This is a genomic window from Bradyrhizobium sp. CCBAU 11361 (genome assembly GCF_028128935.1).
Taxonomy (GTDB): domain Bacteria; phylum Pseudomonadota; class Alphaproteobacteria; order Rhizobiales; family Xanthobacteraceae; genus Bradyrhizobium; species Bradyrhizobium niftali.
This window is the reverse complement of record NZ_LBJZ01000001.1, coordinates 147,244-164,302: the sequence shown is the minus strand read 5'-3', so window position 1 is coordinate 164,302 and position 17,059 is coordinate 147,244. Positions and strand designations below refer to the sequence as shown.

The 17,059-nt window shown below is 64.3% G+C and carries 16 protein-coding genes and 1 pseudogene; 13 read left to right on the top strand and 4 right to left on the bottom strand.

Features of this window, described 5'->3' with window-relative positions:
- Positions 1 to 58: 58 nt before the first annotated feature.
- The 9 genes and pseudogenes from XI08_RS00710 to XI08_RS00670 all read left to right on the top strand — a co-directional run.
- A pseudogene (locus XI08_RS00710) lies at positions 59 to 343 on the top strand (MFS transporter); the annotation flags it as partial.
- A gap of 103 nt (positions 344 to 446) precedes the next feature.
- Positions 447 to 1,700: an MFS transporter gene (locus XI08_RS00705; RefSeq protein ID WP_271572919.1), complete on the top strand. Its 1,254-nt coding sequence runs from the start codon at positions 447 to 449 to the stop codon at positions 1,698 to 1,700.
- Between the two features lie 63 nt (positions 1,701 to 1,763).
- Complete coding sequence (locus XI08_RS00700) at positions 1,764 to 2,726, top strand: nitrilase (RefSeq protein ID WP_271572918.1); 963 nt, start codon at positions 1,764 to 1,766, stop codon at positions 2,724 to 2,726.
- A gap of 7 nt (positions 2,727 to 2,733) precedes the next feature.
- Positions 2,734 to 3,351 (top strand): flavin reductase family protein, encoded by a 618-nt coding sequence (locus XI08_RS00695; RefSeq protein ID WP_271572917.1) that lies wholly within the window; start codon positions 2,734 to 2,736, stop codon positions 3,349 to 3,351.
- 104 nt (positions 3,352 to 3,455) lie between these two features.
- Positions 3,456 to 4,406 carry a PDR/VanB family oxidoreductase gene (locus tag XI08_RS00690; RefSeq protein ID WP_271572916.1) on the top strand — a complete coding sequence of 317 codons (951 nt, stop codon included), beginning with the start codon at positions 3,456 to 3,458 and terminating at the stop codon, positions 4,404 to 4,406.
- Positions 4,407 to 4,423: 17 nt separating this feature from the next.
- A complete protein-coding gene (locus XI08_RS00685) occupies positions 4,424 to 5,764 on the top strand; it encodes a Rieske 2Fe-2S domain-containing protein (protein ID WP_027548883.1) in 1,341 nt (446 codons plus the stop codon).
- Positions 5,761 to 6,237, top strand: a complete 477-nt coding sequence (locus XI08_RS00680) for an aromatic-ring-hydroxylating dioxygenase subunit beta (RefSeq protein WP_135172806.1) — start codon at positions 5,761 to 5,763, stop codon at positions 6,235 to 6,237. The genes XI08_RS00685 and XI08_RS00680 overlap by 4 nt, the downstream gene beginning before the upstream one ends.
- Before the next feature lie 7 nt (positions 6,238 to 6,244).
- Positions 6,245 to 7,861, top strand: a complete 1,617-nt coding sequence (locus XI08_RS00675) for an ATP-dependent acyl-CoA ligase (RefSeq protein ID WP_271572915.1) — start codon at positions 6,245 to 6,247, stop codon at positions 7,859 to 7,861.
- Between the two features lie 2 nt (positions 7,862 to 7,863).
- Positions 7,864 to 8,592: an SDR family NAD(P)-dependent oxidoreductase gene (locus XI08_RS00670; protein WP_027548880.1), complete on the top strand. Its 729-nt coding sequence runs from the start codon at positions 7,864 to 7,866 to the stop codon at positions 8,590 to 8,592.
- A gap of 6 nt (positions 8,593 to 8,598) precedes the next feature.
- Here the strand turns inward: XI08_RS00670 and XI08_RS00665 are convergent, their stop codons facing one another.
- The 4 genes from XI08_RS00665 to XI08_RS00650 all read right to left on the bottom strand — a co-directional run bounded on the left by XI08_RS00665 (position 8,599) and on the right by XI08_RS00650 (position 13,450).
- Positions 8,599 to 9,081, bottom strand: a complete 483-nt coding sequence (locus XI08_RS00665) for a MarR family winged helix-turn-helix transcriptional regulator (protein ID WP_027548879.1) — start codon at positions 9,079 to 9,081, stop codon at positions 8,599 to 8,601.
- On the bottom strand, positions 9,081 to 9,575 hold the full coding sequence (locus XI08_RS00660; RefSeq protein WP_027548878.1) for a MarR family winged helix-turn-helix transcriptional regulator: 495 nt from the start codon (positions 9,573 to 9,575) through the stop codon (positions 9,081 to 9,083). Before XI08_RS00660 ends, XI08_RS00665 begins: the two co-directional genes overlap by 1 nt.
- Positions 9,576 to 9,728: 153 nt before the next feature.
- Entirely contained in the window at positions 9,729 to 11,294 is a 1,566-nt protein-coding gene (locus XI08_RS00655) for an indolepyruvate oxidoreductase subunit beta family protein (RefSeq protein ID WP_271572914.1), read from the bottom strand.
- A complete protein-coding gene (locus tag XI08_RS00650) occupies positions 11,291 to 13,450 on the bottom strand; it encodes an indolepyruvate ferredoxin oxidoreductase subunit alpha (RefSeq protein ID WP_271572913.1) in 2,160 nt (719 codons plus the stop codon). Before XI08_RS00650 ends, XI08_RS00655 begins: the two co-directional genes overlap by 4 nt.
- A 364-nt stretch (positions 13,451 to 13,814) precedes the next feature.
- On the opposite strand from XI08_RS00650, the gene XI08_RS00645 reads away from it, so the two are divergent.
- Genes XI08_RS00645 through XI08_RS00630 form a run of 4 tightly spaced genes read left to right on the top strand, consistent with a single transcriptional unit; the run spans position 13,815 to position 17,027 of the window.
- The gene (locus XI08_RS00645; protein ID WP_271572912.1) at positions 13,815 to 14,921 is read left to right on the top strand and encodes a cupin domain-containing protein; all 1,107 of its coding nucleotides are present in this window, start codon (positions 13,815 to 13,817) and stop codon (positions 14,919 to 14,921) included.
- A 41-nt stretch (positions 14,922 to 14,962) separates the two neighbouring features.
- Positions 14,963 to 15,871 (top strand): fumarylacetoacetate hydrolase family protein, encoded by a 909-nt coding sequence (locus XI08_RS00640; RefSeq protein ID WP_271572911.1) that lies wholly within the window; start codon positions 14,963 to 14,965, stop codon positions 15,869 to 15,871.
- Positions 15,871 to 16,308, top strand: coding sequence for an acyl-CoA thioesterase (locus XI08_RS00635; RefSeq protein ID WP_271572910.1), 438 nt, complete (start codon positions 15,871 to 15,873; stop codon positions 16,306 to 16,308). Before XI08_RS00640 ends, XI08_RS00635 begins: the two co-directional genes overlap by 1 nt.
- Entirely contained in the window at positions 16,305 to 17,027 is a 723-nt protein-coding gene (locus XI08_RS00630) for a hypothetical protein (protein WP_271572909.1), read from the top strand. The genes XI08_RS00635 and XI08_RS00630 overlap by 4 nt, the downstream gene beginning before the upstream one ends.
- Positions 17,028 to 17,059 lie beyond the last annotated feature (32 nt).

Here is a 17,059-nt window from a genome sequence, read left to right as displayed (position 1 = left end):
TGACTAAATAAAATTGTCTGAAGCGGGGCTGGGTCTGGCCGCGGGCGCAAACAGGGGAATGACGATGGATGCACGAGCGACGGCGGTACCCGCCGACCAGAATCTGACGCGCAGCGAGGAGCGGCAGGTCGTTCTCGCCTCGACCCTCGGCACCGTGTTCGAGTGGTACGACTTCTTCATCTACGGCTCGCTGGCCGTGTTCATGAGCTCGGTATTGTTTCCGCCGGACAACCCGACCGCCGCCGTGCTTGCTTCGCTCGGTGCTCTTGCGGCCGGCTTCGTGATCCGGCCGATCGGCGCGGTGGTCTTCGGCCGCATCGGCGATCTGGTCGGTCGAAAATATACCTTCCTCATCACCATCGTGATGATGGGAGGCGGCACGGCCTTGATCGGCTTCCTGCCCCACCTATGCCAGCGTGGGTCACGCTGCATGGATTTCGCTGGTCATGCTGCGATTGATCCAGGGCCTCGCGGTCGGCGGCGAATATGGCGGCGCCGTCATCTATGTTGCGGAACACTCGCGCCCGGATCGGCGCGGGCTTCTGACCGGCTGGATCCAGATCACATCGTCGGTCGGGCTGGCGCTCTCCATCGCGGTCATTATCGGGACGCAGAGCGTCATGAGCGAGGCCGATTTCAAGGCCTGGGGATGGCGCGCTCCGTTCATCATCTCGATCGCGATGCTGGCGTTCTCGATCTACGTCCGAGCCAGGCTGCACGAATCGCCCGTCTTCACGCGTCTCAAGGCTGAGCGACGCCTGTCCAGGAGCCCGGTCAGAGACACCTTCGCCCGGTGGTCCAGCCTTCGCCTGGTGTTGATCGCGCTGTTCGGCGTGACCGCGGGGATGGGGTCAACCTACTTCACCGGCCAGTTTTACGTGATGATCTTCATGCAGCAGATCGCAAGGATCGACCTGCAAACATCCTACACCCTGATGGCCATCGGCCTCGTCATCGGGGCTCCCGCGTTCGTCTTCTTCGGCTGGCTGTCCGATCGGGTTGGACGCAAATGGTTGATGATGACGGGGCTCGTGCTGTCGGCGTTGTGCTACCGGCCGATGTTTTCGTCGCTGCTGGAGGCTGCAAATCCGCAGCTCGTGGCGGCGACGCGCAGTGCGCCGGTGACAGTGCATGCGGACACCACCAGCGAAGCGTGCAAGTTCGGCCTTGTGGCCGCGCTGCTGAGCTCGCACGGCGATCATGGCAAGCCCTGCGTCCAGGCCAAGAAGCTGCTGATCGGAAGCGGCATCAACTTCAGCTATGCCGCTCCGGTCGACGGCCAGGCCGTATCCATGACGGTCAATGGCAAAACGATTTCCGGATACGATGCGGCGGCTTATCGCAAGGCCTTGTCCGAGGCGGGTTACCCCGCCAAGGCGGATCCCGCAAAGGTGTCGTCGGCCTACATCGTCTTTCTGCTGGTCGTCATGACCGTCATCGTCGCGATGGTCTATGGGCCGGTGGCGTCGTTCCTGGTCGAGGTGTTCCCGGCGAACATCCGATACACGGCGCTTTCGTTTCCCTACCACATCGGCGCCGGCATCTTCGGTGGCTTCCTGCCGTTCTTTGCGACCTATCTCTCGCTCGCGGTCGGCGACGTGTTTGCGGGGCTGTGGTATCCGGTCGTCATTTGCACGGTCGTTGCCGTGGTCGGATCGATCATGCTGCCGAACCGGCCGCAAATCGAGACTGATCACTGAGTGTGACATGCTGGCGGGCCGCAGTAGCGGCCCGCTCTCCGTTTCCGTGCCCGGGATGACGTTATGGATATCAATCGACCGAATACGTACAAGGCGGCCGTCGTTCAGGCCGCGTCAGATCCGACAAGCTCGCTGGCGTCGGCACAAAAGGCGGCGGCCCTGATCGAGAAGGCCGCCGACGCCGGCGCCAGGCTGGTCGTTTTCCCTGAAGCCTTCATCGGCGGCTATCCCAAGGGAAATTCGTTCGGCGCTCCCGTCGGCATGCGCAAGCCCGAAGGACGCGAGGCGTTCCGTTTGTATTGGGAGGCGGCGATCGATCTCGATGGCGCGGAGGTCGAGACGATCGCCGCGGCAGCGGCCGCAACCGGTGCCTTCACGGTCATCGGCTGCATCGAGCGAGAACAGGGCACGCTCTACTGCACGGCGCTGTTCTTCGACGGGGCTCGTGGGCTCGTCGGCAAGCACCGCAAGCTGATGCCGACCGCGGGCGAGCGGCTGATCTGGGGTTTCGGCGACGGCTCGACCATGCCGGTGTTCGAGACCTCGCTCGGCAATATCGGCGCGGTGATCTGCTGGGAGAACTACATGCCGATGCTGCGCATGCACATGTACAGCCAGGGCATCAGCATCTACTGCGCTCCAACCGCGGATGATTGCGACACCTGGCTTCCGACCATGCAGCATATCGCCCTAGAGGGGCGGTGTTTCGTCTTGACGGCCTGTCAGCATCTCAAGCGCGGCGCCTTCCCGGCGGACTACGAGTGCGCGCTGGGTGCCGATCCCGAGACCGTGCTCATGCGCGGCGGCAGCGCCATCGTCAATCCGCTTGGCAAGGTGCTGGCGGGGCCATGCTTCGAGGGTGAGACCATCCTGTATGCCGACATTGCGCTCGACGAGGTGACGCGCGGCAAGTTTGATTTCGACGCGGCGGGGCACTATTCCCGTCCGGACGTTTTCCAGCTCGTCGTCGACGATCGACCGAAGCGGGCAGTATCAACCGTCAGCGCCGATCGCGCGCGCAATTGAGGGACCGATGCTCTTCGATATGGGCCAGCTTCCGGCGGATATCCGCTACAAGATTCTCACCGCGACCGTTACGCCGCGCCCCATCGCGTGGGTAACGACCCGCTCCCGGGACGGCGCCGCCAATGCCGCGCCCTTCAGCTTCTTCAACGTCCTCGGGCATGAACCGCCGACGGTGGTGCTCGGCCTGCTGCGCCATCCGAACAAGGGTTTGAAAGACACGGCGCAGAATATCGTCGAGACGCGTGAGTTCGTCGCTCACCTGGTGTCGCACCAAATGGCTGAAGCCATGAACGCGACGGCCGTCGATGCTCCGGCCGGCGTCGACGAGATGGAGATTGCGGGGCTTCAAACCATTCCTTCGCAGATGGTCGCGCCTCCGCTCATCAAGGGGTGCCCGGTGGCGTTCGAATGTCGCTCCCTCTCGGTTCACGAGACCGGGCCCCGGCAGATCGCGGTGATCGGCGAGATCGTCTGTGCTCATGTGGCGGAGCAGTTCGTGATCGATGCACAGCGAGGCTATATCGATACGGTCGGCCTCGACCTCATTGCCCGCATGCACGGGTCGGGCTGGTATGCGCGGCCTCGCGATCTCTTCCAGCTGGTGCGGCCGGCGCCGATCGAGTAGGGCGGCCGGCGCCGGTGCCTCCGGGTCGCCCCATACGGCCGATTGACATCCAATTATTACATGTCTAAAAATATGCAAATTCATATAATTCGTGAGATGCCTGAATGGACGCGCATCCGCTCAAGCTCAAGGTCAGGTCGTATGCCGCGGAGACGCCGTTCATACGGAGCCTTGTGTTTGACGTGGAGGACGGCCCCGTGCCGCGATGGCAGGCAGGCGCCCATGTTCGCGTGGCGCTCCCGAACGGAGGCGACCGGCCGTACTCGCTGATGGCCTTGCCGGGCCTCCCTGAGGGTACGCTGGCGCTCGGGGTGCTGCGCGAGGAGGCCTCGACCGGCGGTTCGCAGTTCATGCATGCGCTGAAGATCGGCGATGTCGTGAAGGCGAGCGCGCCGGTGAACAATTTTCATCTGCATGAGGGGCCAGCGCCCGCGCTGCTGTTTGCCGGCGGCATCGGTGTCACGCCGATCCTGTCGATGGCGGCAGAGCTCACCGTCCGCGCAAGTCCGTTTCGCCTGCACTACGCGGGCCGCACGCAAGGACTCTTGGCGTTCCTGCCGCATCTGCGGGACATTTGCGCCAAGGGCCTGTCCGTTCACTACGACAGCGAGGAGTCCCGTCTGGATATTGCCGCGGCGCTCAGGGAAGCGGCCGCAAACTCTCACATCTACGTCTGCGGCCCTGCGGGGATGATCGACGCGGTGAAGGCGGCCGCGCTTGCCGGGGGCGTCCCGGCGGACCGCATCCACTACGAACTCTTCAAGGCGGAGCAGCCGTCCTCACCCGACCTGCCGTTTGAGGTCGAGATCAGATCGACCGGACAGGTCGTCGGCGTCGCAGCCGGCCAGACCATCATCCAGGCGCTGGAGGCGGCGGGCCTCGACGTGCTCTATGACTGCCAGCGCGGCGATTGCGGCATCTGCCAGTGCGGCGTGGTCGAAGGGGTGCCCGACCATCGCGACGTCATCCTCAGCGACGACGAGAAGGCCTCCAACAAGGTCATGCAGATCTGCGTGTCGCGCGCGAAGTCGGAACGTCTGGTACTGGATTTGTGAGGGAGGCGAGGGACGCCATGGCGAAATACGGAAGGGATGCCCACGCGATTGCCGCGCTGGTGCGCGAGGCCGAGGTTCATCGCGACGTCTATGTCGACCCCGAGATCTTCGAGCTCGAGATGGAGCATCTGTTCCCGAACAGCTGGGTCTATGTCGGGCATGCCAGCCAGTTGGCGAAGCCCGGCGATTTCATCACCGCCAATATCGGCCGGCAGCCGGTGCTGGCAAGCCGCCATACCGACGGCTCCATCCACGTGTTCTACAATCGTTGCCCGCACAAGGGCACGAAGCTCGCCTCCGAGCCCTGCGGCAACACCGGAAAGTTCTTCCGCTGTCCCTATCACGCCTGGTCTTTCAAGACTGACGGCTCGCTGCTCGCGATCCCCCTGAAGAAAGGCTACGAGGGCACCGGCTTCGGCGATACCCAGGCGAATGAGGGGCTGTCCAGGGTCAAGAACGTCGTCATCCATCGCGACTTCATCTTCGCACGGCTGAGCGACAGCGGCGTGTCCTTCGAGGACTATTTCGGCGAGAGCCTTTCGACCATCGACAACATGGTCGACCGCTCCCCGGAAGGGAAGCTCGCCGTCATGGCGACGCCGATCCGCTACATGCACACCTGCAACTGGAAGATGCTGGTCGAGAATCAGACCGACACCTGCCACCCGATGGTGGCGCATGAGAGTTCGGCCGGCACCGCGGTGAAGGTCTGGAAGCGCGAGCAGGGCGATTCCACGGAAACGCCGATGGCGGTGCAGCTCTACGGTCCCTTCATGAGCCCGTACGAGTTCTACGAGCAGAGCGGCATCAGGATCTGGCCGAACGGCCACGGCCATACCGGCGTCGCCAACTCCATCCATTCGAACTACTCGGATATCCCGGGCTATCTCGACCAGATGGTCGCGGCCTATGGTGAGAAGCGGGCGCACGAGATCCTCGGCGAGGTCAGGCACAACACCGTCTATTTCCCCAACATCATGGTCAAGGGCGCCGTCCAGATCCTGCGCAACTTCATCCCGATCGCGGTCGACAGGACGCTGGTCGAGAGCTGGGTCTACCGCCTGGTCGGCGCGCCCGACAAGCTCTACGAGCGGGCGCTGATGTACAACCGTTTCATCAACGCGCCGACCTCGATCGTCGGACACGACGACCTCGAAATGTATGAGCGGGCGCAGGAGGGGCTGAAGTCCAACGGCAATCAATGGGTCAATCTGCAGCGGCTCTACGAGAGCGATGAAGAGCAGGACGTCACGGCGGTGATCAACGGCACCTCCGAGCGCCAGATGCGCAACCAGTTCCACGCCTGGGCGAAATTCATGACCATGGACATGGACAAGCGCGTCGAGGCCGCGGAATGATCACCGAGAAGACGATTACCGACTTCATCTATCGCGAGGCCGATCTGCTCGATACGATGCAATGGCAGGCCTGGCTCGATCTGTTTCACCCCGAAGGGCGCTACTGGATGCCGCTGGAATGGCAGCAGCAGGATCCGGTGCTCCAGCCGTCGCTGATGTACGAGGACCTGTTGCTCCTGAAGGTGCGGGTCGAGCGTTTGGCCGGCGAACGCACCTTCAGCCAGAAGCCGAAGAGCCGTTGCCATCATCTTTTGCAGGCGCCGCAGATCGTGGCGTGCGACACGGCTGCCGGCGTGTTCAAGGCGCGGACGTCCTACATCTACACCGAGACGCGCGGTGACATGCTGGAGCGCTATTCGGGATGGGCCTCGCACGATCTCGTTCAGGTCGGCGATGCCCTGAAGATCAAGCTCAAGCGCGTCGATCTCGTCAATTTCGACGCGCCGTTCGGCAACATCCAGCTCTTCATGTGAGACGAATTTGACCGCTGCGACCACAGTCTACGCCCGTTTTCGCGAGACCGCGCTTCGCCGCGGCGAGGCGGGCTTCCTCAACGTGCTGCCGGAGACGGCTGGCATCTACGGCATCGCGGCGGAGGAGATCTCCTATCGCGCCATGCTCGACCGGGTCGAGCGCTGGCGCGCCGCGTTCGCGAGCTGCGGCTATGGCGAAGGCCACCGGGTCGGGCTGCTGCTTCAGAACAGGCCGGTGTTCGTCGAGCTATGGTTCGCGCTCAACGCCCTCGGCGTCTCCGTGGTGCCGATCAATCCGGATTTGCGGTTGAGCGAGCTCGAATACATCATCGCGCATTCCGAGATGAATGCGGCGTTCGTCCTCGCCGAGCGGCGCGACGAGGTGGAGACGGCGGCGCGCCAGGCCGGCCGGCCGATCCCCGTCGTGACCAGCGAGGACGATGTGCCCGCGCCATTCGGCGGCTTGCGGCAGGCGAGCACGGGGGACGGCGCGACCGAATGCGCGCTGCTCTATACGTCGGGGACGACCGGGCAGCCCAAGGGCTGCGTGCTCACCAACACCTATTTCCTGCATTCCGGAAACTGGTATCGCGACGTCGGCGGACTGATCGCTCTCAAGCCGGATGGCGAGCGCATGATCACGCCGCTGCCGCTGTTCCACATGAACGCGATGGCGGTGTCGCTGATGGCGATGCTGTCGGTCGGCGGCAGCCTGACCATGCTCGATCGCTTCCATCCGCGCAGCTGGTGGGCTTCCGTGCGCGACAGTCGCGCCACCTGCCTGCATTATCTCGGCGTCATGCCCTCGATGCTGATGAGCGCGCCGCCGTCCGGGCAGGACCGCGCGCACACCGTGCGCTTCGGCTTCGGCGCCGGCGTCGACAAGCAGCTGCACGCGCCGTTCGAGCAACGCTTCGGCTTCCCGCTGCTGGAGGCCTGGGCGATGACCGAGACGGGCAGCGGCGGCGTCATCGCCGCCAATGTCGAGCCGCGCAAGATCGGCACCAGCTGCTTCGGACGGCCCGCACCCGAGGTCGACGTTCGTATCGTCGACGACAGCGGCAATGACGCCCCAAGCGGGACGCCGGGCGAGCTGCTGGTGCGGCGGGCAGGCGCCGATCCGCGCTACGGCTTTTTCCGCGAGTATCTGAAGAACCCGCAGGCGACCGCCGAGGCATGGGACGGCGGCTGGCTGCACACCGGCGATATCGTGTCGCGCGATGCGGATGGCGATCTTCATTTCGTCGACCGCAAGAAGAACGTGATCCGCCGTTCCGGCGAGAACATTGCCGCGGTCGAGGTCGAGTCGGTCCTCAACCGCCATCCCGCGATCCGGCAGGCCGCGGTTGCGGCGACGCCCGATCAGGTGCGCGGCGACGAGGTTGCGGCGGTCATCATCGCTGAGGAGGCCGGTGCCGGCCGCGCGCTCGCCGAAGACATCGTCCGCTGGAGCCTGGAGCAGATGGCCTATTACAAGGCGCCGGGCTGGATCTGTTTCGTCGACAGCCTGCCGCTGACCGCAACCGAGAAGATCCAGCGCGGCGGGCTGAAGGATTTTGTCGCAAGGCTGATGCGCGATGGCGCGTTCTTCGATCTGCGCGACCTCAAGAAGCGGCAGGTTTGATCATGGGCGAGATTCGCACGACACTCATCACCGGCGGCAATTCCGGGATCGGCGAGGCGCTGGCGAGAAAGCTCCTCGAGCGCGGGCAGCGCGTGGTCTCGGTCGGGCTGGAGAAGCCGGACTGGACCCATGATCTGCTCGCGGCCTATCGCGCCGACCTGACCAATCTCGAGGAGACGCGCGCGGTCGCGCAGGAGATCGGCCGGGATCACGCCATCGATTGCCTCGTGCACAATGCGGGCGTCATCCTGCCGAACCTGCTGCCCGATGCGAAGCCGGAAGACATTCTGATGCTGGCGCAATTGCACTTGGGCGCGCCGATGCTGCTGACCCAGGCGGCGCTGGAGGGGATGCGGTCGCGCCGCTTCGGGCGCATCGTGTTCGTCTCTTCGCGCGCCGCGATGGGCGCGGCGACGCGCTCGGCCTATTCGGCCACCAAGGCCGGCGTGCACGGCATGGCGCGGACCTGGGCACTGGAGCTTGCCGCGAGCGGCATCACCGTGAACGTGGTCGCGCCGGGGCCGATCCTGACCGACAATTTCTGGGGCGTCATCCCCAAGGGCTCCGAGCAGCAGGAGCGGATGGCGCGCAACGTCCCGGTCGGGCGGCTCGGCTCGCGCGAGGATGTCGCGCACGCGATCAGTTTCTTCCTCGACGAGCGCTCGGACTTCGTCACCGGCCAGGTGCTCTATGTCTGCGGCGGCACCAGCCTCGTCGGGCTCGGTCCCTGACGCGCCCTAGATCTGGTTCTGGCGGATGTTCTCGACCATCCTGGCCAGCACGCGCGCGCAGACCTCGATGTCATCAGGGTCGATGCCTTCGATCAGCTTGTCGTAGTTGTCCGCCATGACCGGCCAGATCTTGCGCAGCAGTGCCTCGCCGTCCGGCGTCAAACCCACGACGCGGCGGCGCTGGTCTTCCTCCGCGATCTCGCGTTTGACGAGGCCTGACGACACCATGGACTCGACCATGCGGCTCGCCGTCGACTGCTCGGTCACCGCGAGCACGGCGATCTCGTTGACGGTGAGGGTCTTGTAGATGAACAGGACCGACAGCGTCCGGAACACGACATTGTTGACGCCGTGTTCGCTCAGGTCGCGATTCTGGTCGAGATTCCAGCGATTGGCGAGCCGGTTGAACAGATACGGGATGTAGGTTTGCAGCTGGTCCCTGGTCCTCGGTGGACCCGACTTCCATCTGCTCTTGGATTCTCTGGCCATTATCTCTTGCGACTTTGCTTCTTGCTCTCGGTACGAAGTTTTGACGAGAGCGATTTCAACACGGACAGGGCGATGTCCAGCTCCTGGGCCGAAAGGTTCTCGAGCCGTTTGCCGAGATGCTTCTTGTGGACGTCGGCCGCCTTCCTGAACAGCGCTTCGCCCTTCGGCGTCAGGCGCACGATGAAGGAGCGCCGGTCCTCGCTCGACATCTCCCTGCTGATGAGGTCGTCGGCGAGAAGACGCTGCACGAGGCCCGAGACATTGCCGCCGGTCACTTTGAGGTTTTGCGACAGCTGCCCGAGCGCAAGTCCGTCCCTGTAGCGATCGAGCAGGGCCAGCACGTCGAATTTTGCGAGCGACAGGCCAAACTCGGAGTTCAGCATCGAATTCAGCGAGGCGAACAGCTCGCCATGCAGCGACAGCAATTGAAGCCAGAGCCGGGTCTCGATCTGCCCAGGGACGGGAACAATGTTCTCTTTGAGTGCTGCCGGCATCGCATGACCATCGAGTACAGAATGTCTCGTCGATTGGGGTGAATTATCGCGGGTCTTTCGCTCCGATTAGCAACCTGAGAATCGTAGTCAAGATTGATCCTGACGTCCTGCGAGGCGAACGGCAATCCAATCCTGCGTCCCGCTCCGATGGAATCATGCAAAAGTCTTGATGGTCTGGATCACGCCGTCGAGCTCCTTGCCGGCGCTGTCCTTCAGCGCCGCCTCGCGCAGGCGGCGCGCCCAGTCGGCGGCATCCTCGCGTCGCTCCACCAGCTTGATGGCCGCCAGCGTCTTGTCGAATTTCGACAGCCCCCGGCTGTGGGTATCGGAATAGCCTTTCACGAGGCGGCGGCATTGCAGGATCTCGACACCGAGCTGGTAGTTGGTGCCGACCGCGTCGGTCGCGGCCTTGAGCCATCCGTCCCGGTGAGTCGTCTCGATGGCGTGACGCAGCGAGCGGCGGCGCAGGCCGCGCAGGCCGGCCACGACATAAAGCGTCAGGAACCACGGCAGCGAGTAGGTCCGCACCCGGCGCCCCCGGTTGACGCGGCGATCGAGCCAGCCGAGCAGGCGAGGCTGTCCGCCAAGCCAGCGGCTGAAGCCCGCGGGCAGCACGCCCATCACCTCCTCCATGCGCGGATGCATGAATTCGGTGGTCTGGAGCAGCTGTCCTTCCGACATCTCGAGCTCGCTCTCGATGCGCGCGCGGCGACCGGCGCGCGTCTTGAGGTCAGCGACGCGGATGACGTCGTCATAGGTCATGGCGTTGGCGAGGTACTTTGCCGCGGCTTCCGTGAAGGCATAGGCCCGCGCGCCACCGCCGGCGTTCCGGTCGGCCGTGTGCAGCGTCTTGAGAATGTCGAGATACTCGGTGCCATAGGCGACGTCCTGGAAGTCGACCACCTTCTTCAGGCCGGCGCGGGCCATTGTGAGCGCGGGCTCGGGCAGCTCCTGCTTCAGTCTTGCGATGAGCGCGGTGAGATCCGGATCGGGCGTTGCGGGAGAGGGGATACTGCCGGCGTGTTTCGGTTGCGGCGGCGCTGCAACATCGGTAGCGCCGGTCTTGACCCGGTCGAAGGCGGCCTCGAACGTCTCGACGCTGGCCTTCGCGCCTTTCCCGCCCGCACGGATCACGTCGAGATAGCTGTCGCGGTTGAAGGGAAGCACACCGGCCGCGGCGAGCGCGCCGAACATCGCAGCCGAGATGACGCTGCCATGCGCGATCGCCAGCGCGTTCAGGTCGAAGATGATCTCGGTCTTGGCGGCGATCCCGATGGCGCCGGTGACGGCGCCGCCGTCGGCGATGCCGTTGCCCGGAGCGATCTTCTCGCCGATCGCAAAGGACCGGTGGTTGGAGGCGATCAGCGTGGTGCGGTCCGGCGTCACCAGGCCGCGCAGGATGGAGCGGCCGGCCTCCATGAACTCCGCCGCCATCACCACGTCGACGTCGCCGGGCGTCGGCATCAATGACAGGATCGGCTTGCGGCCGTCGAGCGGCGGCATCGCCTCGATATAGTAGATCGTGGCGCCGGTGCGCTGCGCGACGCCGGGCACCGAGGTCGACTGCGCGACCCAGCCATGGTTCTCGGCAAGCTGCACGATCCAGTCGGTCAGGACGCCGCCGCCCTGGCCGCCCATCGCGACGATCGCGATCGAGATCGGCCGCTCGGTTGCCTCGCCCGCGGCGGGGAGGGCCAGCCGGATCGTCTCGTCCCTCATGCCAGTGCCTCGAGTGCCGGGCGCCGGCGATCACGCCGCCGTTGCAGCCAGCCGATCACGGCCATGGCGACCCTGGATTTGAAAATGTCCCAGCGGGTCGGATTGTGGATGACGTCGGCGCGGTAGAACGAGGGGCAGAGCACGGCGGCCTCGGCGACCTCGCCGCAATTGCCGCAGCCGACGCAGGTATTGTCGATCGCCGCAACCGGATCGTCGCGCAAGGGATCGTCGAGCTGCTTCACCGACAGCGACGGGCAGCCGGAGAGGCGGATGCAGGCATGGTCGCCGGTGCAGACGTCCTCGTCGACGCCGAATCGCTCCTTGACGATGCGCACCCCGTCCTTGATGGCCTTGTTGATCTGCGGCTTCACGCGGCGCTGCTTGTTCAGCATGCATTCGGAGGACGCGACGATGACCTTGGGGCCTTCGTCCTTGGTCGTCAGCGCTTCCTTCAGCGTGTCGCGCATCTTGCCGACGTCATAGGTGCGGTCGAGCTGACGCACCCACTGGCCGCCGATGCCCTTCACGGCTTTGACGATCGAATTGTTGGTGTCTCGCCGCTTGTTGATCGCGCGCGATGACAGGATGTCCTGACCACCGGTCGCCGAGGTGTAGAAATTGTCGACGATGACGAACACGCCGTCATGCTTGTTGAACACGGCATTGCCGATGCCGCTGGTCAGTCCGTTGTGCCAGAAGCCGCCGTCGCCCATCACCGCGATCGAGCGCTTGTCGGCCTTGACGTTGAAGGCCGAGGTCGAGGCCGGGCCGAGGCCGAAGCCCATGGTGGTCGCGCCGATGTTGAAGGGCGGCAGGATCGAGAACAAATGGCAGCCGATGTCGGCCGAGACGTGGTGCTGGCCGAGCTCTTCCTCGACCAGCTTCATGGCGGCGAAGATCGGCCGCTCCGGACAGCCGGTACAGAGCCCGGGCGGACGCGCCGGCACGACCTGCTTGAGCTTCTCGATCGCGGGGTGATTGAGCACGGGCGCTGCGTCCGGCGCCGGCGGCCGGTTGCCGAGCAGCCGCGGCTCGGTCTTCTCCAGGAACTCCCTGACGCCGCCGAGCAGGACCTGCGCGGTGTAGTCGCCGCCCATCGGCAGCACGTCCTTACCATGGATGCGCGCCTGGATGTCCCTGCGGCGCAGCACCGTGTTGATCGCCTGCTCCAGATATTCCGGCTGGCCCTCCTCGACGATCAGCACGGCATCCTTGTCGACGCAGAATTCCGCGACCTCGGTGTCGATCACGGGGTAGGTGACGTTCATGACGTAGAGCGGGACTTGCGTGTTGCCATAGGCATCCGACAGCCCGAGATATTGCAGCGCGCGGATGACGTTGTTGTACATCCCGCCCTGCATGATGATGCCGACCTTGCCGTGCTTCGGTCCCATCCACTCGTTCAACTTGTTGTCCCGGATGAATCCGACAGCCGCGGGCATCCGCGTCTTGATCTTCTCCTGCTCATGCTCATAGGCCGCCGGCGGCAGCACGATGCGGCCGACGTCGCGCTTGGGATTGTTGAGCGCATCCTTGATGGTATGCGCCGGCTTGACGTTGTCCTTGCAGGCGAAGCTGCCGTGCATGTGACAGGCGCGGACGCGAACTTCGAGCATCACGGGCGTGTTCGAGAACTCGGAGAGCTCGAAGCCCTTCTCGATCAGGTTGACGATGCATTCATGGTCGGGGCGAGGGTCGAGCAGCCACATCTGCGATTTCATCGCAAAGGCATGGGTGCGCTCCTGCATGATGGAGGAGCCTTCGCCATAGTCCTCGCCGACGATGATCATGGTGCCGCCGGTGACGCCGCCCGAGGCGAGATTGGCGAGCGCGTCGGAGGCGACGTTGGTGCCGACCGTCGACTTCCACGCCACCGCGCCGCGCAGGGGATACATCACCGAGGCCGACAGCATCGCCGCCGCGGCCGCCTCGTTGGCGGAGCTCTGGAACACGACGCCGAGATCGTCGAGCACGTCCTTGGCGTCGGCGAGCACGTCCATCAGGTGCGAAATCGGCGAGCCCTGGTAGCCGCCGACATAGGCGACGCCCGATTGCAGCAACGCCTTGGTGATGGCGAGGATGCCTTCGCCGCGGAACGTATCGCCGTCGCCGAGCCGGAGATCCTCGACTTCGCGAGCAAAAGACCGTTCAGCCATTGCACCCTCCAGAAATATGCGATAGCATACGTTTACATGTGAAGTAAGTCAACGCCGCGCCATGCTAACACGCTTGCGGACCTCTTCTCCGACAAGGCGGTCATGAGCCGGCGACAGGGTAGGGCCAATGCTGAAGCTGCCTCGCTCTAGAGCCGCCGCCGTCCAGGCTTCACCTGTCTATCTCAACGCCGGCGCGACAGCGACAAGGCGGCTTCACTGGTCCGTGAAGCCGCAGCGAATGGACGATATCGTCGATCTGCGGGTCAATCGGCGTCCGCTGGCGCCGCTTGGCCCGCGCAAACCGGAATGAAGGTTCGGGACGCGTCGCACCGACGACGCCACGAGACAGGACTTGGAGGATAGGATGCGCGAAAACACCGTCGGCCGGGCCAATGTCGAGGACACCCCCGAGCTCAAGGCCTATTACAAGGACCTCGAAAAGTACGAAGCCGGCGCCCTGTGGACGGTCGCCAACAAGATCGAGCCATGGGCTCCGCAATCGGCCTCCGTTCCCGTGCTCTGGCGCTACAACGATCTGCGCGAGCACGTGCTGCGTTCGGTCGAGCTGGTCTCGCCCGAGAAGGCGGGGCGGCGGGTGATCTACCTCAACAATCCCGGCCGCCGCGACGTCTCGGCCGCGGTCGGCTGGCTCTATTCGGGATTGCAGGTGATGCATCCCGGCGAGGTCGCGACCGCGCACGCGCACTCGGCTTCGGCCCTGCGCTTCATCATGGAGGGGGCGGGCGCCTACACCATCGTCGATGGTCACAAGATGACCTTGGGGGCGCGGGATTTCGTGCTGACGCCGAACGGCACCTGGCATGAGCATGGCGTTGAAGCCAACGGTTCGGTCTGCATCTGGCAGGATGGCCTGGACATCCCGCTCGTCAACGCGCTGGAGGCGAACTTCTTCGCGGTCCATCCCAAGGTTCAGCAGGAAGACTCCGGCTATCCCGTGGACGACATGACCAAGACTTGGGGCAATCCCGGGCTTCGGCCGGCGGATTCGAAATGGTCGAAGGGCTATTCACCGATGTTCAAATACGAGTGGGAGCCGACCTACGAGTCCTTGCGGAAATATGCCGCCGCGACCGATGGCTCACCCTATGACGGCATTCTCATGAACTACGTCAATCCGATCACCGGCGGGCATGTGATGCAGACGATCGGCGCCAGCATGCAGCTGCTGCGGCCGGGCGAGAAGACGAAGTCGCATCGGCATACCGGCAGCTTCATCTACCAGGTCGCCAAGGGCCGTGGTTATTCGATCATCGGCGGCAAGCGTTTCGCGTGGGAGGAGCGCGACATCTTCTGCGTTCCCTCCTGGGCCTGGCACGAGCACGGCAACGCCTCGGACAGCGAGGACGCCTGCCTGTTCTGCTTCAACGACCTGCCTGTCATCGAAGGCCTCGGCTTCTATCGCGAAGAGGCCTATGGCGACAATGCGGGCCACCAGCCAGTGGCGGCCTGACGTCACCCGCAATTCAACCGAAAGAGCCGGATAGAGATTCGATGCGCCTTGTTACCTACACTTTGGGCTCCAGCGGTGCCCGCCTCGGGGTCCTCGTTGATGGATTGGTCGTGGACGTCGAGCACCTCGGTGCGTCGCAAGGCTTTGCATGGCCGAGCGACATGCTGTCGTTCATCGACAACAGCGTGACACTGTTGCCGGCGCTCAGGGAATGCCTGGACAGTACCAATGGACGCTTGCCGGCCGGCTCCGCCGTTCCGGTCGAGGATGTCAAGCTGCAGGCGCCGATCCCGCGTCCGCGAAAGAACATCTTCGGCATCGGGCTGAACTATCGCGCGCATGTGGCCGAATCCGCCAAGAGCCTGGATACCGACAAGGATCTGCCGAAGCAGCCGGTCGTCTTCTCCAAGCCGCCGACGTCCGTGATCGGCCCGGGCGCGGCGATCCAGCACAACGCGAAGATGACGCAGCAGCTCGACTGGGAAGTCGAGCTCGCCGTCATCATCGGCAAGACCGCGACGCGCATCGCGGCCGAGAAGGCGATGGACCACGTCTTCGGCTATTCGGTGATGATCGACATTTCCGCGCGCGACAATCGCCGCGCCGGCCAGTGGATCTTTTCCAAGGGCATGGACACCTATGCACCGTTCGGCCCCTGCATCGTCACCGCGGACGAAATTCCGGATCCGCATGATCTGCGGCTGTGGCTGACCAAGAACGGGGTCATGAAGCAGGACTCCAACACCAAATACATGATCTTCGACATCCCGGTGCTGATATCGGACATTTCGTCGGGCATGACGCTCGAGCCGGGCGACATCATCGCGACCGGAACGCCCGAAGGCGTCGGCGCCGGCATGAGCCCGCAGGAATGGCTGTGGCCGGGCGACGTGGTGGAAGCGGGGGTCGACGGCGTCGGTGTCATCAGGCACCCTGTCGTCGCGATCTGATGACGAATTTCTCGTTCGATCGCGAGCTGAGGTTCGGCGATTGCGATCCCTCGGGGATCGCGTACTTCCCGTCCTACCTGAACATCCTCAACGGCGTCGTGGAAGACTTCTGGGCGGAGATCGGTTTTCCATGGCCGGAATTGATCACGGTCCGGAAGATCGGGACGCCCACGGTGCACCTGACCTGCGACTTTTCCCGGCCGTCGATGTTCGGCGATCGCCTGACGTTCGACCTGCGCATCCGCCGGGTCGGCGGATCATCTCTCCATCTGGAGCATGTCGTCTCCGGTGTGAATGGCATGCGCTGGCGCGCCCGCCAGATCCTTGCCGCGACCTCGCTGGTGGATCACCATGCGATCCCCTGGCCTGATGATATTCGTGCCGCACTCATGGCGCATGTGAGCGCGGGCGAGGGCGCTGAGGCAACGCCGGCATGATCTCGCTCTTCATGACGTTCTCCGATTCCACAGGCGAACGGCGGATTCATCCCGACGAAGTTGCCGCCGTGGCTGAGCTGGTCGGATCGATCCCTGACATGACCGAGGGCTTGCTGTTCACGCCGCTGGAGGAGTCGGTCGATCATCCCTACAAGGCCGACGGCTCCGGCCCCGTGTTTGCGCTTCAACTGCGCTTTCCCGACCTGCTCGCCTGCGAGGCGGCGATGGATCGCAGCGGAATCCTTGCCAGCCTCGCGACGGGGGCGAGCTTGCCAGGCCTCACCGGACTGGATGTCACGCACCAGGTGATGCTGACGCGCTCCTTTCCCGTCGATGTCGCGGCGTATCCGGAAGGCACCACCACTCCGTGCAGCTACCTCGTCCACTATCCCGGTCCGGCCGAGGACATGAACGCCTGGAACCTGCACTATCTGGAGCACCATCCATCGATCATGCGGACGTTCCCTGATGTCCGCCAGATCGAGATCTACACCCGCATCGATTGGGTCGACCGGCTGCCGTCGCAGCGGGTCGAGCACATGCAGCGCAACAAGCTGGTGTTCGACAGCCCGCAAGCCCTCGCGCACGCGCTCGGCTCCGACGTGATCAAGCGCATGCGCGCAGACTTCGTCCAGTTCCCGCCATTCGCAGGCGGCAACAAGCACTTTCCGATGCTGACGCGGGCGGTCAGGCCGAAGGCTTGGAGAACCGGGAGCTAAACAGCGGGGCGCCAGCGCACAAATTCAGAGTG

Coding starts and splice junctions, on each gene's coding strand:
- XI08_RS00650 (WP_271572913.1), bottom strand. CDS start 13,450: ATGGCTGAACGGTCTTTTGCTCGCGAAGTCGAGGATCTCCGGCTCGGC.
- XI08_RS00635 (WP_271572910.1), top strand. CDS start 15,871: ATGACGAATTTCTCGTTCGATCGCGAGCTGAGGTTCGGCGATTGCGAT.
- XI08_RS00670 (WP_027548880.1), top strand. CDS start 7,864: ATGGGCGAGATTCGCACGACACTCATCACCGGCGGCAATTCCGGGATC.
- XI08_RS00690 (WP_271572916.1), top strand. CDS start 3,456: ATGGACGCGCATCCGCTCAAGCTCAAGGTCAGGTCGTATGCCGCGGAG.
- XI08_RS00695 (WP_271572917.1), top strand. CDS start 2,734: ATGCTCTTCGATATGGGCCAGCTTCCGGCGGATATCCGCTACAAGATT.
- XI08_RS00700 (WP_271572918.1), top strand. CDS start 1,764: ATGGATATCAATCGACCGAATACGTACAAGGCGGCCGTCGTTCAGGCC.
- XI08_RS00645 (WP_271572912.1), top strand. CDS start 13,815: ATGCGCGAAAACACCGTCGGCCGGGCCAATGTCGAGGACACCCCCGAG.
- XI08_RS00640 (WP_271572911.1), top strand. CDS start 14,963: ATGCGCCTTGTTACCTACACTTTGGGCTCCAGCGGTGCCCGCCTCGGG.
- XI08_RS00680 (WP_135172806.1), top strand. CDS start 5,761: ATGATCACCGAGAAGACGATTACCGACTTCATCTATCGCGAGGCCGAT.
- XI08_RS00660 (WP_027548878.1), bottom strand. CDS start 9,575: ATGCCGGCAGCACTCAAAGAGAACATTGTTCCCGTCCCTGGGCAGATC.
- XI08_RS00665 (WP_027548879.1), bottom strand. CDS start 9,081: ATGGCCAGAGAATCCAAGAGCAGATGGAAGTCGGGTCCACCGAGGACC.
- XI08_RS00630 (WP_271572909.1), top strand. CDS start 16,305: ATGATCTCGCTCTTCATGACGTTCTCCGATTCCACAGGCGAACGGCGG.
- XI08_RS00685 (WP_027548883.1), top strand. CDS start 4,424: ATGGCGAAATACGGAAGGGATGCCCACGCGATTGCCGCGCTGGTGCGC.
- XI08_RS00655 (WP_271572914.1), bottom strand. CDS start 11,294: ATGAGGGACGAGACGATCCGGCTGGCCCTCCCCGCCGCGGGCGAGGCA.
- XI08_RS00705 (WP_271572919.1), top strand. CDS start 447: ATGCTGCGATTGATCCAGGGCCTCGCGGTCGGCGGCGAATATGGCGGC.